The sequence below is a fragment of the Okeania sp. genome, assembly GCF_983059655.1.
On record NZ_CEZPJD010000093.1, the window covers coordinates 1 to 15,822 of the forward strand.

At 38.3% G+C, this 15,822-nt stretch carries 9 protein-coding genes; 8 read left to right on the forward strand and 1 reads right to left on the reverse strand.

Annotated elements, in window-relative coordinates; all coding sequences use genetic code 11:
• The first annotated feature begins 550 nt into the window (after positions 1–550).
• The 5 genes from AC3DU7_RS08105 (at position 551) to AC3DU7_RS08125 (ending at position 11,926) form a co-directional block, all read left to right on the forward strand.
• Positions 551–6,871 (forward strand): PAS domain S-box protein, encoded by a 6,321-nt coding sequence (locus AC3DU7_RS08105; protein WP_488038842.1) that lies wholly within the window; start codon positions 551–553, stop codon positions 6,869–6,871.
• Positions 6,871–7,560 carry a response regulator gene (locus tag AC3DU7_RS08110; protein ID WP_488038843.1) on the forward strand — a complete coding sequence of 230 codons (690 nt, stop codon included), beginning with the start codon at positions 6,871–6,873 and terminating at the stop codon, positions 7,558–7,560. The genes AC3DU7_RS08105 and AC3DU7_RS08110 overlap by 1 nt, the downstream gene beginning before the upstream one ends.
• 525 nt (positions 7,561–8,085) lie before the next feature.
• Positions 8,086–9,741, forward strand: a complete 1,656-nt coding sequence (locus AC3DU7_RS08115; RefSeq protein ID WP_488038844.1) for a response regulator — start codon at positions 8,086–8,088, stop codon at positions 9,739–9,741.
• Positions 9,742–10,866 carry a hybrid sensor histidine kinase/response regulator gene (locus AC3DU7_RS08120; protein ID WP_488038845.1) on the forward strand — a complete coding sequence of 375 codons (1,125 nt, stop codon included), beginning with the start codon at positions 9,742–9,744 and terminating at the stop codon, positions 10,864–10,866.
• Positions 10,867–11,296: 430 nt separating this feature from the next.
• A complete protein-coding gene (locus AC3DU7_RS08125) occupies positions 11,297–11,926 on the forward strand; it encodes a precorrin-8X methylmutase (protein WP_488038846.1) in 630 nt (209 codons plus the stop codon).
• A gap of 412 nt (positions 11,927–12,338) precedes the next feature.
• Here AC3DU7_RS08125 and AC3DU7_RS08130 read toward each other — a convergent pair whose 3' ends face one another.
• A complete protein-coding gene (locus AC3DU7_RS08130) occupies positions 12,339–12,602 on the reverse strand; it encodes a hypothetical protein (protein WP_488038847.1) in 264 nt (87 codons plus the stop codon).
• A 414-nt stretch (positions 12,603–13,016) separates the two neighbouring features.
• Here AC3DU7_RS08130 and AC3DU7_RS08135 point away from each other — a divergent pair, with 414 nt between their 5' ends.
• The 3 genes from AC3DU7_RS08135 to AC3DU7_RS08145 all read left to right on the forward strand — a co-directional run bounded on the left by AC3DU7_RS08135 (position 13,017) and on the right by AC3DU7_RS08145 (position 14,690).
• Positions 13,017–13,910 carry a DUF1822 family protein gene (locus AC3DU7_RS08135; RefSeq protein WP_488038848.1) on the forward strand — a complete coding sequence of 298 codons (894 nt, stop codon included), beginning with the start codon at positions 13,017–13,019 and terminating at the stop codon, positions 13,908–13,910.
• Positions 13,911–13,934: 24 nt separating this feature from the next.
• Positions 13,935–14,111 (forward strand): element excision factor XisH family protein, encoded by a 177-nt coding sequence (locus AC3DU7_RS08140; RefSeq protein WP_488038849.1) that lies wholly within the window; start codon positions 13,935–13,937, stop codon positions 14,109–14,111.
• A gap of 246 nt (positions 14,112–14,357) precedes the next feature.
• Complete coding sequence (locus AC3DU7_RS08145) at positions 14,358–14,690, forward strand: XisI protein (RefSeq protein ID WP_488038850.1); 333 nt, start codon at positions 14,358–14,360, stop codon at positions 14,688–14,690.
• Positions 14,691–15,822: the final 1,132 nt, after the last annotated feature.

A 15,822-nucleotide genomic window follows, 5' to 3' on the forward strand; every position in this document is an offset into this window, starting at 1 on the left:
TCCCTCGACCGCTTTTTATCCCCTTAAAAGGGGAGGCGCATACCCACGATTTTTCAGTAAGAGGGAATATCTGGGGAGAGATAATACAAAAAATTCCACACTCCTTCTTCAGATTTTTTGTCAAAATTGATGTGCGAAAAGACTTGAATACCATAATTATATAGCTATCAAATGGGTTCTATAGTGAGAGGATTCTAATCCCCCAGAAATAAAAGGTACACCACGCGCTTTTTCAAATAAGCGTGGGGGACTTATACTTTTTCGGCTGAAACTTTTCTACGTTTTGCTCAGTAGGGGACCCTCCCCTGCTGCTCCCAGAAGAGGAAGCAAACATATCGAAAATTTTGAGTTTCTTTTGACAAAAAATGAATTATGAGGTATAAGTAAATAAAACTTATACGTCTGCATCACAAATGCAGATTGATATTGATTTAGTTATATCAAGTCTCATTAGTTAGCCATAATAAATTAGCCATATTTTAGTCATCTTTAAGATGACTCTTGACGAGTATGTCATCTTTTTCATCTTTAGTTATACTATGATTAATCAGTGCAACTTGATATTACATATAATTTAAATTCCCAAAACTTTCTAGAAGTGACTTCTAACGTTAATGCTATTACCCCACTGGAACTAAAGTCAGCTATTATTAGACAACCAATAATTGTATCACCTGATACAATTATTGCAGATGTAATCGCTAAAATGAGTGATGTCCGATTGTGCTGTAACACTACAATAACACTGCAGAATCAACTAGATGAATTCTACTTAGAAGCACTGTCAAGCTGTGTAATAGTTGTAGAAAATGGACAGGCAATAGGTACGATTGCGGACAGAGATATAGTACGCCTAAGTGCCCAGCAGCAATCCTTAGATTGTTTAGTAGCACGACAAGTGATGGTATCTCCTATTGTCACCATGAGTGAGTCTGAATTCAACGATTTGTTTTGTGCCATTAACCTGCTCCAGCAAAATCACATTCGTCATTTACCTATCTTGGATGAGCAAAAACATCTAGTGGGAATTGTCACGCAGGAAACACTAAGACAAATCTGCCGGCCAATGAATTTATTGCAGTTGCGTCAGGTAACTGAGGCAATGAACTGTAATGTGATTTGTGCTACCCCTGATAACTCAATGCAGGAAATCGCCCAAAAGATGGCAGAAAACTGCGTTAGTTCCATCGCAGTCGTAAAATCAGAATATCGCCACAAAAAAAACCTAAAAATGCCAGTGGGGATAATAACTGAGCGGGATCTGGTAAAATTTCAAGCATTAGGGTTGAACCTGGAATCCTACACTGCTGAAATAGTAATGAGTAGGCAAGTTTTTGCAGTCAAACAAGAAGACTCTCTCTCTAAAGTGCAGCAAATAATGGAGCAGCATTTAATCCATCAGCTCATGGTGGTGGGAGAGCAAGGGGAGCTATTGGGTATTGTCACTCAAACTAATTTGCTGGGAACACTTAGCCAACGAGAACTATACAACCTAGTAGACGTGGTGGAAAGAAAGGTGGCAAGATCAGAAGTACAGAAAGTAGCCTTGCTAGAAAATCGCATCGTTGAACTAGAGCAACAGGTGGAAAGCAAAACTGTAGCTCTCCAGGCTAAGGCCAAACAGGAAAAGTTACTCTTAGAATTGGCCACACAAATCAGAGCGTCTCCGAGCCTACAAAATATACTAAAGACAACTGTAGAACAAATAAGGCAAGTACTAGATTGCGATCGCGTTAATATCTGGAAGTTTGAAAATGACTGGCAAAGTATAGTTGTGGCAGAGTCCACTAACTCGTCACTGTCCCTTGTCGGGGAACATATCGATAATAACTGGTTAAAATCGTACTCAAGTATATATAGCTCGGGTTGGGTTAGCATAGTTTCAGATACTCATACCACACAAATGTCAGACCCTGAGAGAGAAATGCTTACCCGCTTACAAACACGAGCTAAAATCTTGGTGCCACTGCTGTGTGGCAATGAGTTGTGGGGCATACTCAATGTCTCCGAAAGTCATTATCCTCGTCAGTGGCGATCGGAAGAGGTGGAACTTCTGCAAACATTATCAATACAGCTAGCAGTTGCTATTCAGCAAGCCGTTATATACGAAAAATACCAGGCCGAACTACAAAAACGAAAGAAAGTTGAAGCACGCCTGCAAGAAAGTGAACAACGCTACTTTACCCTAGTTAAAGTATCTAATGAGGGGATATGGGCCACAGATACCCAGGACAGAATCAGCTTTGTCAATCTCAAAATGGCTGAAATGTTAGGCTATAAAATAGATGAAATGCTCGGAAAATCTCTTTTTGATTTCATGGACCGGGCAGGCATTGCCATTGCTACACAAAATATAGAGCATCGTCATCAAGGAATTGACAAACAACGCGAATTTAAATTTCAGCACAAAGATGGAAGCGACGTGTGGGCAAAGGTCTCTGGGAACAGAATTTTAGACGAATTGGGAAATTATGTTGGAGGACTTGGCAGTTTCGCAGACATCAGCATCCGCAAGCAAGCTGAATTTAGTCTGCAACAGAGCGAGCAGCGCTACGCATCTCTGGCAATGGCAGCTCCGGTGGGAATTTTTCGCTCTGATGCTATGGGACGCTTCACATACGTCAACGAGCGCTACTCTCTGATCAGTGGACTATCTGCAGAAATGGCTATGAAAGATGGATGGCGACAAATAATACATCCTGAAGAGTTTGACTGGGTTGTCGCTGAATGGCAGAAATTTGTTTTAGAGAGTAGTCAATTCCAGCTTGAATGTCGCTTGATGCAACCAGATGGTACGATAAATTGGGTCTATGCACAGGCAGTTGCTGAACGAAATGCTGATGGAATAGTAGTTGGGTATGTAGGCACTATCACAGATATTAGCGCTCGCAAACAGGCTGAAATAGGCTTGAAGCAAAGCGAACAGCGATTTCGCCGACTTTTTGAATCAACTCCTAAAATTGCGGTTCAAGGATACGATCGCCACCGTCAGGTAATTTACTGGAATAATGCAAGTGAAGACCTTTATGGATATACAAAAACAGAGGCGATCGGTCAGAAACTTGAAGATCTGATAATTCCTTCAGAAAAGAGAGAGAGGGAGATCGATTTTACAGATAAATTTTTTGCTAATAGAGAGCTAGTATTATCAGGGGAATTCAACTTAAGATGCAAAGATGCTTCTAGAGTTACAGTCTTCTCTAACCACATGATAATCACTAACTCAGAAGGCGAGCCAGAAATGTATTGTGTAGATATTGACATTAGCGGTCGCAAAAAAGCGGAAATTGCTCTACAAAACTTGGTTGAGGGGACTGCTGGCACCACTGGTAAGGACTTTTTCCCAGCCTTAGTAAGACACATTGCAGAAGCTCTGAATGTCTCCTATGTTATAGTGAGTGAATGGGTTGAAGATCGGCTTCAGGTTCTAGCTCTTTGGGCAAACGGTGCTTTGCAAACAACAACTTCTTACCATCCAGCAAAAACCCCATGTGGACGAACATTGCGAGACGGAAAATATTTCTGTAAAAATTTAGTGCAACAAGAGTTTCCTGAAGATTTAGACTTGGTAGATATGGCAGCAGAGAGTTATTTGGGCATTGCCTTACGAGATAGTAATGGCAATACAATTGGCGATTTGTGTATCCTAAATCAACAGATCATTCCAGATCCAGAGCGAGCCGAACAAATTCTACGGGTTTTTGCATCTCGTGCTGCTGCAGAGTTAGAACGTCAACGGGCAACAACATTACTAGAAGAACTTAATCAAAAACTAGAAACTAAAGTAAAAGAGCGCACAGTCAAACTACAGGAGCGAGAAACCCGCTATCGTGCCCTCATGGATGGAGCTAGCGATGCTATTTTGTTGGCAGATCGGCAAGGAAATTTACTGGAAGCTAACTATAAATTTGAACAACTGTTGGGCTACACTTCTACAGAAATTACCTCTATGCATTTTACTCAGCTACACCCACCAGAAGAATTGTCACGAGTAATCACAGCATATAAGAATATAGCTAATCAAAAGTATTGCCAAATTGTGGATATTAATTTTCTCCGCAAAGATGGTAATATAGTTCCCGTTGATGTTTCAGCTTCTGTGATTGATATTAACGGTGAAAAAATTATCCAGAGGATTTTACGAGATATCAGCGAACGCAAAGCAGCAGACAAAGCCCTGATGATGACCCAGTCAGCAGTAGACTTTGCAGCAGAAGGAGTATTTTTTGTGCGTTCAGATGGCAGCTTTTACTATGTTAATCAAGCAGCTTGTTCCATGTTGGGGTACACTCAAGAAGAGCTACGAAATTTATCTGTGTTTGACATTAACCCCAATATGTCTCATGACTGTTGGATTGAACATTGGCAAAATGTTAAGCGAAAAAAGAACTTCACAATCGAATCTACATATAAAGCCAAAGATGGTAGTGTCTATCCGGTAGAAGTAGGTATTAATTACTTGAAATTTCACAGTGAAGAATACCGCTTTACTTTTGTTAGAGATATCAGCGAACGCAAGCAGGCAGAAAACGACCTACATCAATCTCAAGAATTCTTACAAACGGTTCTTAATGTATTGCCACTTTATGTCTTTTGGAAAGATAGACAATTATCGTACTTAGGCTGTAATCAAAATTTTGCTGAAGTAGTCGGTTTGTCTAGCTCAGAAGCAATTCTTGACAAAACTGATTATGACCTACCCTGGAGTAATACACAGGCCACCGCTTATCGTGCTGACGATCTGGAAGTTATGGAGTCTGGTTTGGCTAAACATGAAATTATTGAATCCCAGTTACAAGCTGATGGTAATCAAAAATTTTTGGAAACCCACAAAGTTCCTCTCTATAGCCTTGATGGAGAAATTATCGGTATTTTAGGAGTATATCAAGATATTACTACTCGCAAACAGGCAGAATCAGCCTTGAAACAACAACTTGCTGCAGTTGAGGCAGCAATTGATGGCATAGGTATTCTTCAAGAAAACAGATATCTATATGTCAACCAAGCTCATGTGAATTTGTTTGGTTATCAAAGTGCAGCAGAAATTGAAGGCAAAACCTGGAGCTTTTTCTATTCTCCAGAGGAAAACCAAAGATTTGAGCAGGAAATTTTTCCACTATTAAAAGAGGATCGTTCCTGGCAAGGAGAAGCTATAGGTACTCGCAAAGATGGCTCTACCTTTGCCGAAGGACTATCGCTCACCCTAACAGAGGATGGGTTATTAATCTGTGTATGTCGTGATATTACAGAACGCAAACAAGCTGAAGAAAAGCTTTCCAAGAGTGAGGCAGCTTTGGTTGAGGCACAACGAGTTGCTCATATTGGGAATTGGGAGTTTGATGTCAAAACTCAAAAACTTACCTGGTCAAAAGAACTTTTTCGGATGTTTGGACTCAGCCCAAATCTACCAGAACCTTCTTATGCAGAATATTTTCAGATGATTCATCCTGATGACCTCACATTAGTACAAGAGCAGTTTAAATCGGCGATCGCTAATGGAAATCCTTACAAAATTGACTATCGGATCGTCTATCCCGATGGCTCCACTCACTACCATGAAGGACGTACAGCAATCGAACGAAATGTAGACGGAGAAGTAATTCGCCTGTTTGGCACTGCCTTAGATATTACCGAACGTAAGAAAGCAGAAGCAACACTGAAACAAACCAACGAGGAACTTGCCCGCGCCACTCGCCTTAAAGACGAATTTCTAGCCAGTATGAGCCACGAACTCCGTACTCCCCTCAATGCTATCTTAGGTATGAGCGAGGCGCTCCAAGAGGAAGTGTTTGGCAAGATCGATGAGCAACAATTCAAAGCATTACAAACTATTGAAGACAGTGGCTCTCATTTACTAGAGTTGATTAATGACATTCTGGATGTCGCCAAAATAGAATCAGGTTGTATAGAACTTGACTACACCCAAGTCTCAATATATCATCTTTGTCAATCTAGTATAGCCTTTGTTAAACAACTAGCCCTTAAAAAACATATTCATCTAAAAACTCAACTGCCAACCGATTTGCCCATTATATTAGTCGATGAGCGACGTATCCGCCAAGCATTGATTAATCTACTCAATAATGCTGTCAAATTTACTCGAAATGGGGGGCGTGTTACTCTCAGTGCTAGCCTGAAACAACGCCCTTTGAACCCAGATGTTGCTGATGTTCCTAAACAAAACTATATCCAAATTGCCGTTCTTGATACAGGTATCGGCATCACTCCAGAGAATATCAAAAAATTATTTCAGCCCTTTATTCAAATTGATAGTGCCCTGAATCGTGAATATAATGGGACAGGTTTAGGGCTGACCTTGGTGAAGCGTATTGTAGAACTTCATGGTGGGCAAGTGGGAGTTAATAGTGAAATCGGGGTGGGCAGTTGTTTTACGATGGATATTCCTTACTCTGCGACAGTACCTTATTCTATTGAATCAGAAACTAACCCTGAAACTATGATCAAACCTATTCAGTCAGACGAGAATACATCCACCCCGTTAATATTACTAGCAGAAGACAATGACGCAAATATCACTACAGTTTTGAGCTACTTGAGAGCAAAAAATTATCGCCTTATTGTGGCAAAAACTGGAGAAGAGGCAATTGCTCTTGCCCAGTCAGAAAACCCCGATTTGATTTTAATGGATATTCAGATGCCTGGAATGGATGGGTTGGAAGCTATCAAACATATTCGTCACGATCTAAACTTGGTAGATATTCCGATTATTGCCATGACTGCTTTAGCTATGGAAGGCGATTGCGAACATTGTCTAGCTGCTGGAGCTAATAATTACTTAAGCAAACCCGTTAAAATGCAAAAATTAGCAAATACTATTCAAGAACTGTTAACTGTCAAAAAGGATAAATAATGAAAAAACCATCAATAGTTAATCAAAGCCACTCACGGGTCTATATTTTCCCAAATCATTTTCATCCTGATACTAGGGAACCTGCTAGCAGTCAAAGTTGGGATTTGGTCGTTAAGGGCCTACAGCCAGAAATTGACAATCTCAAGCTGCAAAATCTTCTCTATCCAAAAATTATACCTTGTTGGGATAATATGATCTCCCCAAAAAAGCAAATTTTAGGTATAATAATAAATTCTATAGAAATAGAAAGAGTGCTGCGACACTTCCAAGGAATTCTATCTATCCTGGCAGTACCTATTCTTCGGGACCACTTTTGGGGATTTCAGGAAGTATTCACTAAACCTAAACAACAAATATCCGATCTGATGATAACTGGTATACAGATGCCTGCGATCGACAGCTTTGAAATGCTGAAACTTTCACACAATGATAATGCTCTGAAATATGTAACTGTAACTATCTCATCTGCTTCGGTATCAGACATTGCATATTTGTGCTTTGGAATTAGCCCTGGGGGTGTGAGAGGCATGAGGGGTGTGAGGGTTTGGGGGTATGAGGGGTGTTACATATCTGCCCATTGGAATTATAGTCTGAGAAAAAGTGGGACTCAAAGATGGGTTACCTCTTCTGCAAAGATTCATCCCTTATCAAATAGATTGACAAACAAGCTTAAATGCAGGAGGTGTTAACGAAGTCAGAAGTCAGAAGTCAGAAGCGAGTGTGTAATTTTGAGGTCTCCTACAGGGTGCCTACTGTGCCGAATTATTTCTGCATATAGCCTCTCCAGAATGTAGGACACACTTCATTGGATGGCTTACTACTCAAACTAGCAAAAATGGCTGAAAACATTAGACAAAAGAGCGGTCGCTATCTGACTGGAGTAATTAGGTAGGGTCCCCGTCGGTAGTTTGACTACAGGAGAAAAGAAAATCAAAAAGATTAAGTAGTTATAGCGATTCAAGATTTTTTTGATGTCCAATAGATATCTCCAAAAATCAAAAATAAAATCAATTCTCACACAGAAGTTATCAATTATTTCTCCCTACTGCCTACTGCCTACTGCCTACTCCCTCTTTTCTGGAGATGTCCAATTCCTCCAGACATGATATTACCCAGAAAATTTCACAACTGGTAAAGCAATTTCAAACAGAAAAAATTGAAATATTAATTTAAAAACACCTTAATTTTAAACAGTCTTTAAACTCTCCCAAGCCATGAATAAAAAATCAGTAAAACAAACAGGAACTATTTTAATCGTTGATGATATACTAGCTAATTTAGATATTCTTTCAGAAACACTTAGTGCAGTAGGATATGATGTGGCGATCGCCAACGCTGGAAAACTAGCTTTTGAACAACTAGAGCAGAAGTTACCAGATTTAATTTTATTAGACATCACAATGCCTGACATGGATGGCTTTGAAATCTGTCAAAAACTCAAATCCAATCATACTACTTGCAATATCCCTGTAATTTTTATCACAGCTATATCAGATACAGAAAGCAAAATTAAAAGTTTTGAGCTAGGGGCAGTAGATTACATTACTAAGCCATTTCAACAGCAAGAAGTCCTCGCCAGAGTTAAAACTCATTTGCAGTTAAGAAAGCTGACTCAAAACCTAGAAAAAGAAGTTGCCCTAAAAGTCTTGTCATTAGAGCAAGCAAAGCAAACTGCAGAACAAGCAAAGCAAACTGCAGAGGAAGCAAACAGGGCCAAGAGCCAATTTCTAGCCAACATGAGTCACGAACTCCGTACTCCCCTAAACGCAATTCTTGGCATCACAGAGGGGCTGCAAGAAAAGATATTTGGCAGTGTTAATGAGCAACAAAAGAAAGCTCTACAAACAGTTGAGAGCAGTGGAAACCATCTATTAGAACTCATTAACGATGTTCTGGATGTTGCAAAAATTGAATCAGGTCAGCTAGAGCTAAACTTTTCACTCACTACAGTTTCTTCTCTCTGCCAAGCTAGTTTAGGCTTCATCAAACAACTTGCCGAAAAGAAACGCATTAAACTAGAAATGAAACTGCCCCAGTACCTGCCTGAGTTATTCGTGGATGAACGACGCATCCGCCAAGTCTTAATTAACCTACTTAATAATGCTGTCAAATTTACCCCAGATGGGGGCCGTATTTCCCTGGAAGTCCAGGTCAATCGCCAGCAATTCGATCCAGAGGCCAATAAATTCAAAAAATTCCTACGAATTGCTGTTGTTGATACTGGCATTGGCATTGCTAAACAAAACCTCAAAAAAATATTTCAGCCTTTTGTTCAAATTGATAGTTCTCTGAATCGCCACTATCAAGGGACAGGCTTAGGACTTGCTTTAGTGAAACGTATTGTTGAGCATCATGGCGGGCAAGTGGGAGTCACCAGTGAGATAGGAATTGGTAGTTGCTTTACCATAGATCTTCCTTACACTTTGATCATAGACAACTGCGAAGGGTTGAAAGTGCAGCCTAAACCTGGCATTGAATTTATTCAGCCTCAACACCATATATCACCATTAATTATGCTGGCAGAAGATAACAAAGTAAATATTAGTACAGTTTCGAGCTATCTGAGAGCTAAAGGCTATCGAATTTTGCTGGCTGAGAATGGAGAGGAAGCAATTACTCTCGCTCAGTCGGAAAACCCCGATCTGATTCTAATGGACATTTCAATGCCAAAGGTAGATGGCCTCCAGGCCATGGAGGAGATTCGTCGTATTCCTAACTTGGTCGATGTGCCGATAGTAGCACTAACTGCTCTAGCAATGGTAGGCGATCGAGAACGTTGTCTGGCTGCTGGAGCTAATGATTATTTGAGCAAACCTGTTAGACTAAAACAGTTGACAACCACGATTCAAAAACTTTTAAACACAAAATAAATGAATTTACCGTCTATTTTAGTGATTGATGATGAACCCAATAATTTTGATGTGATTGAAGCTCTTTTGAGTGACCAAGACTATGAGTTGTATTATGCTGCCAGTGGTGAAGAGGGACTCGCCAACCTAGAAACCTACAACCCAGACTTAATTTTACTTGATGTGATGATGCCGGGAATTGATGGTATTGAAGTTTGTCGGCAAATTAAAGCCATGTCAGAATGGCAGGCTGTTCCAATTATTATGGTGACGGCATTAAGTGCAAAGTCAGACCTGGCAAATTGTATAAATGCTGGAGCTGACGATTTCATCAGTAAACCCGTTAATGCAATTGAGCTGAGGGCAAGAGTTAGATCCATGCTACGAATTAAGCAGCAGTATGATAACTTGCAAACTATGCTCAAATTACGGGAAGACATGGTCAAAATGGTTGTTCACGATTTACGAAATCCTTTGACTATTATTTTGTTTGGCTTAGAATTATTGAAAAATCCTAATTATCCTCAAGATAAGCAAAATATTAAACTAAATCAAGTTTATTCATCAGCACAAACATTACAAGTATTAATTGATGATTTGTTAAACATGGCTTTACTAGAATCTGGGCAAATTCGTCTCAATTGCACAAAGGTCGATATATCAAGTGTGATCGAATCTGCCGTCTCAAACTTTGAAGCGATCGCCAATCAAAAAAATCAGTCTCTAGTTAGTCAACTCCCAAAAGTTCCCTGTAAAAAAATTAATATTGATGCTACCCTCTATCATAGAGTGTTGGATAACCTTATCTCAAATGCTATTAAGTTTTCCCCACATAACAGTCAAATTATCGTGAGTTTAGAATTCCTCTGTGAAGATTGCATAATTCAGGTGGTAGACTGCGGCCCGGGTGTTCCAGAACAATTGCAACAAAAGATTTTTGAGAAATACGAGGTTGGAACTATGATGTCTGGCGTTTCCCAAATAGGATTGGGTTTAGCCTTTTGCAAAATGGTTGTTGAGGCACATGGAGACAAAATTTGTGTTAAAAGCAACCAACCTCAAGGAGCCATCTTTGAAATCATTCTGACGTCTAATAATGAAGAGATAGTGGGCAATGAAGGAGAAAATGAAGTGTTGGTAAATTAGTGTATGATCTTAATATTTATTCTTTAGGAGTCAGAAGAAATTTCCATAAAAGAGATAAAAAATAAGAATAATTGATAATTTATGGATAATAATTGATTTTATTTTCAATTTTTGGAGATATCTAGAAGTCAGGAGGGAAGAAATAAGAAGAAACAGGAGTAGAAGGAGAAAATTTTTAGTCGCGTCAAGGTCACGGAGTTATATCTCACTCTGATCGGGACATGATATCATACCTCTTTTTACCAATGCCGAAAATGAAATATATCCAGTCTCTTTCTCTTCAGTAGAAAAGACATCTGGCGATCATCAAAAATCAAATCAATCCCATACGCATAAATCATCAATTCTTTTCCCCTACTCCCTACTCCCTACTCCCTACTCCCTCTTTTCCGGAGAGGTCTAAAATACTTGACATTTTATTTACAGGAAAATGATTGATTACATTCGCAATGGCGAAGAAATTTACCGCAAATCTTTTGCCATTATTCGCTCTGAAGTCAACCTAGAAAGATTTTCTCAAGATTTAGCTCATGTTGCAGTTAGGCTGATTCACGCCTGCGGTATGACAGATATTGTAGAAGATTTAGTTGCTTCTGAAGATGCAGTCAAAGTAGGACGTGCTGCATTAATTGATGGTGCGCCAATTCTGTGTGATTCTCAAATGGTAGCTAATGGAATTATACGCCATCGGTTGCCAGCTAATAATGAAGTGATTTGTACTCTTAATCATCCAGAAGTGCCTGAAATGGCTAGACGAATTAACAATACTCGTTCTGCAACAGCGATAGAATTATGGAAATCTCTGAGCAATAATTCTGTTGTTGCTATTGGCAATGCACCGACGGCATTGTTTCACTTACTAGAAATGCTAGATGAGGGAATGGCAAAACCTGCCTTGATTTTGGGCTTTCCTGTGGGATTTGTGGGTGCAGCGGAATCAAAAGCTGAACTGGCAGCAAATAGTCGAGGTGTTCCATTTATTACTGTCCATGGAAGACGTGGAGGCAGCGCGATCGCAGCTGCAGCAGTGAATGCTTTAGCAAAGGAGAGCGAGGTATGATATGGAGATGGGGAGTGGGGGACGCGGGTTCTTGAGGACACGGAGAGTGAAAGACACGGAGACGCGGAGATAGAGTTTCACCGTGTCATCGCGTCCCCTTAAATAGAATAAATACCCTAACTATTTGTAACAAACATTTATCAATTTGGTATGATACCCACAACTTTGACAATAAAAACCGAGGTGTTATGCCAAAATGTAGGCAAAGTTGTAAATACTTTGCCATTTAATATCATGTCCGGTAGCATCGGTCTTGTATAGCAAAGGTAAGGAAGAAGAAAGAAGGAAGAGGGAAGAGGAAGGAAGGCTACCCTCGCAAGAAAAAAACCATTATTTCCTGTAGATATTCACCCTTGGGTTTACACAAACGATATAAACGGACATGATATAACCAATATCTTGATGAAGAAAATTAGGAAGAAGAGCCTCCCAACAGAGCATCAAGAATTGCAACTCCCGCCGCGAAAACTCCAACTGTTCTCGTTGTTCCCATCGTCGTATCTCCAAGGACATTTCCTTCTATATCTATTGCCATATATTGTTGACCATTCGTCCCTTCATAACAGATAATAAATCCATCTGTGGCCTCTTGATAGCCGAGATATTCAGCAAAGGGGTGATAGTAGGCAACAACATCAGCAAACATCCGGTGCATAACAATTTCAGATGCAGACATATCTAAATTCCTCCTGTTTTTTCTTGGTATGGGCGATCGGAAGTAAGCGATCGCCTGGATGATTTTTTCAATAACTAAATTAGATTTTCCTAGTGAAGCTCAAGAAAACTTTTTTTTGCCTCACAATTAATACTTTAGTGGCTGAATTGATAATGGAAATTATTCCTCACTAACGGTCATTATTAATAACAATGGTAAAATTATGACTATCATCAAAAAAATCGTTGCGAGGTAAATTATATGAATCAAGCTGCAAGTAATTATAAATTTATTCAAGATTTAGTTAATTAAAACTTTTATGCTGAAGCTCAAGCTAGTTGGAATGTTAATAATTTAATTGTTGACCTAGAAAAAATTAGAAACGACTGGTCAAAGGGAGAAGGCTTAAGCAAATTTCACAAGCAGTATTTATTAATGGTATTACTAGGAAAAAAACTTCCAGATATGGTGGCTGAACTGGAAGATATTTCATCAGTTGATTCTCTCAGAACTAAACTAAGTAATGACAAAAGGAAAAAAGGGATTCATTTTTGCTTACAAAAATTACTTAAACAAGAAATTGGTAATCCTCAAGATATCATTTTTCATTTATTTAATTCTCAATATAGAAAACAGCCTCAACCTCCTAATTTTGAAAAAGAAAGAAGTTTATTAATTAGAATACCTGATGATGTTTCAGCAAAACAATTGTTAGAAATTGAGAACAAAGTGAGAGCGATAACAGGATGCCCTTATCTTAGGGTAGTAGAAATTAAAATGGGTAGTATAATTTTGCATTTAAAAGGTTCTCAATCTGCTTGCAAGCAAATAGAATCTTTGTATCAACAAGGTTTACTTTCAGACAGATTAGGTGTTCCTATTATAGATGTAGAAATCATACCAATTCAGATTAATTTAACTCAATGGTTTGATAATATTTTAACTACTGGATGGCAAGCAGCAAATGAATTATTAACTCCTTCACAATTAGAATTAGTTAGAACTATCGGAATTAAAAATGCAAAACTTATTGATTTACGAGCCGATCTATTAAGTCATGCTGTAGTTTTACTGGTAAATTTAGTACGAGAAGATGATGATTCTCCTGAAGTGGAAATAACTTTACGGGTTTATCCGACTGGGGATGATGTTTATCTTCCTCCTAATTTTAAACTTATTGTTTTAAGTGAAAATGAAGTTTTTCAAGAAGTTACAGCTAGAAGTGCAGATAATATTATTCAATCTCAATTTACTGGAGAGTTAGGGGAAGAATTTACGGTACAATTAGTGTTAGGTGAAGCTGTAATTAGTGAGGATTTTGTTATTTAATTAAATTAGATTTATTTTAAAGTTATGCCAGCTAAAGACTTTTTTCATCATGCTGTTACATCAGCTTTAATCAAAGATGGTTGGAAAATTACGGACGATCCTCTATTTATTAAGCCTAGCACTAAAATATCTTTATACATTGATATAGGTGGCGAACGATCTATTGGTGCAGAAAAAGATGGTCAAATAATAGCAGTATAAATTAAAAGTTTTTTGTCAATGTCACCCTTGGCAGAATTTCATACTGCTCTTGGTCAATTTCTTAGTAAGCATTTCCTCCGGAATGCTGCGCAAACAGCCGTCAGCTATTAGCTATCAGCTATCCCGATGCAACAGCTACTAGGTACTGATAACTGATAACTGAAATGACCCTTTTATTAAACTTTCTGTAAGTACCTATCAAGTTAAATTATTAATTTTCAATCCTTCAAAAGAGGTAATTGTTTTATGGAGCGATTAAATTATCCGGAAATTGTCACGCAAATAGTTAAAGAACACTATCAATATCATACTCAAGATTCACAATATGAAACACAACTGATTTTAGATTCGGAAAGAAATCACTATCTCTTAATTTCTTTACGTTGGCAAAATGAACAACGGGATTATGGTTGTTCTATTCATGTTGATATTAAAGATGACAAATTTTGGATTCAGCAAGATTTTACCGAGCAAGGAATTGCTCAACAATTATTAGATTTAGGTGTGCCAAAAGCCGATATTGTTTTGGCTTTTCGTTCGCCTTTTGTGCGACAGTTTTCTAATTTTTCGGTAAGCTAGAAATTGTTACTTTAAGTGCTTATGCAAAATTAATTGTATATTCTGTGCCAAAGTTTTTCGTATGGATTTTCTACTGCACTAAAAAACTCATATATAGCAATGAGCGCTGGTATATTTACAAATTACAGTAGGGGCCAAATAGCTAAAAGTCTTATATTGTCGGCAATTTATTCCCCCTATTGCCTGTTGCCTGTTGCCTGTTGCCTGCGCACAGCGCTATAACTTTCATAAGCTTCTAGTAAGCATTCGGCAGGAAATGCTTACAGCTTCTATTTCTCACTATTTAAATGCTTATGCAAAATTAATTACCTATTCTGTTGATTCCCTATTTAAAATCCAGAAGTTGCGATCGCTTTCTTCTATGACCAAAATTAAAAAACAGTTTCCCGCAAGAACGCAAAAGTATAAGTAAAAAAAATATAATCAACTATTATTATTTTTTATGCTTATCAAAAAAATCTCTGATTTCGGCTAATTATTACAAAATATTTCACGTACTTGCGTTATTTCAGCGATTTGGTATCATTTAGATACATAGTTTATTGTCCTATTCTTGCGTTTAAAAATAAGAAATTTTCCTTAGAAAAAGCTACAACCTTCTATTTTTCGTTAATATAGGATGCAAAAATTTATACCCTTTCTACGGATGAATAAATCTCAAAAAAACTAATTTTGAACAGGTGTTAGTGCTTAGACAATTATAACCATTGACAAATTTGTTCTGATAGTATCCAAAAATTGAAGGGGAGGAGCAGGCAGAAATTTTTGACTTGACTGTAGCACTATAATTCAAGCTGACCAATACGAAAAATTTAATTTGAAGGGATTCACTTTAAATCCTAATTATTAAAATATACAATTACAGCGCTTTCGGTTGTTATGAGGTACGATCGCAGCACTTAGCAAACCAGTTTTTTAAATGTTGAGGATTCATTAACTTACAGTGTTTTCTACTGTTATGAGGCCATCGGGCTATGCAGGCAAGATGCCTGCGCCACAAGAAGCAAGATGCCCGCGCCACAAGATTTTCACCATTTACGTTGTATATCATTCTGATAAATTTAGGAGCAGTTATGGGAATCTTTAAGGTTTTAAATTGATATCAAGAGGCCATTCATTTCAAAGCGATCGC